1 protein-coding gene and 1 pseudogene are annotated in these 1,106 nt (G+C 65.7%); both read right to left on the bottom strand.

Annotation, left to right across the window (positions count from 1 at the left end; all coding sequences use genetic code 11):
- A pseudogene (locus PMI16_RS00020) lies at positions 1-347 on the bottom strand (sulfonate ABC transporter substrate-binding protein); the annotation flags it as partial.
- A gap of 81 nt (positions 348-428) precedes the next feature.
- A partial coding sequence (locus tag PMI16_RS00025; RefSeq protein WP_007875145.1) for an ABC transporter ATP-binding protein occupies positions 429-1,106 on the bottom strand: 678 nt, incomplete at its 5' end.

Below are 1,106 nucleotides of genomic sequence, written 5' to 3' on the forward strand. Positions count from 1 at the left end.
GAGCCGGCGATCATGGCAGCCAGCGCGGGCGTGGTGCTGCCGCCGAAACCGAAGTCGGCGCTGCCGCCGGTGACCGCTTGCAGGGACGGCGCGTGATTGGGGAAGGGGCCGACCCATTGCACCTTGATGCCGTCGTTGGCCAGAGTCTTTTCGAATACGCCGCGGGAACGTGCGATGCCGGGCAAGCCGCCGCGTCCCCAGGCCAGGCGGACCGTATCGGTGTTGCGCGATTTGCCTGCGGCCATGGCCAATGCCGGAAGTCCTGCCGCACCCAATGCCGCTCCCGCCAGAGCGGCTTGCAGCAAATTGCGTCGGGAGAAATGTGCCTGCTTGTCGTTATCGTTCATGAAGGAATAGGAAGAGTGAGAGAAACGCGCCAAGGCGCATGGATATGCTGCAACTGCCTGCAATCGAACGTGTTCGGCGCTTCAGCCGGCGATGGCGACGCCAAGCTCTGCGAGCAGATGCTCGCGCAGCTCTTGCGCCTCGGGATGCGCCCTGTTCTTTCCGGCCGCATGCGACACGGCATATTCGCCGGCAATGGCGCCGGCGCGCATGACCAGAACGCGGTCGGCCAGCAGAATGGCTTCGTCGACGTCGTGCGTGACCAGCAATACCCCGGGCCGGTGACGGTCCACCAATTGCCGCACCAGCGCGTGCATGCGTATGCGCGTCAAGGCATCCAGGGCAGCGAAAGGTTCGTCCAGCAACAGCAAGCGGGGTTCGCGCACCAGCGCACGCGCCAGCGCCACCCGCTGCGCCTGGCCGCCGGAAAGATTGCGCGGCCAGTCGTCGATGCGATCGCCCAAGCCGACCTCTTCCAATGCCGCGCGCGCCAACGGCTTGCCCGGGCGATCATCGAGTCCGAGCGCGACATTGCGCCACAAGGGATCCCAGGGAATCAGACGCGGTTCCTGAAAGACGACTGCCGGTTGTTTCGGCCCGTCGATGCGACCGCCGTCAATGGCGTCTAATCCTGAGAGCGCGCGCAGCAAGGTGGTTTTCCCGCAGCCGCTCTCGCCCAGCAGCGCGACGAACTCGCCACGGGCGATCTGCAGATTCAGGCCGTTGATGACAAGCCGATCCCCGTAGCGGCGGGGCAAGCC

The organism is Herbaspirillum sp. CF444, assembly GCF_000282135.1.
Classification (GTDB): Bacteria; Pseudomonadota; Gammaproteobacteria; order Burkholderiales; family Burkholderiaceae_D; genus Herbaspirillum.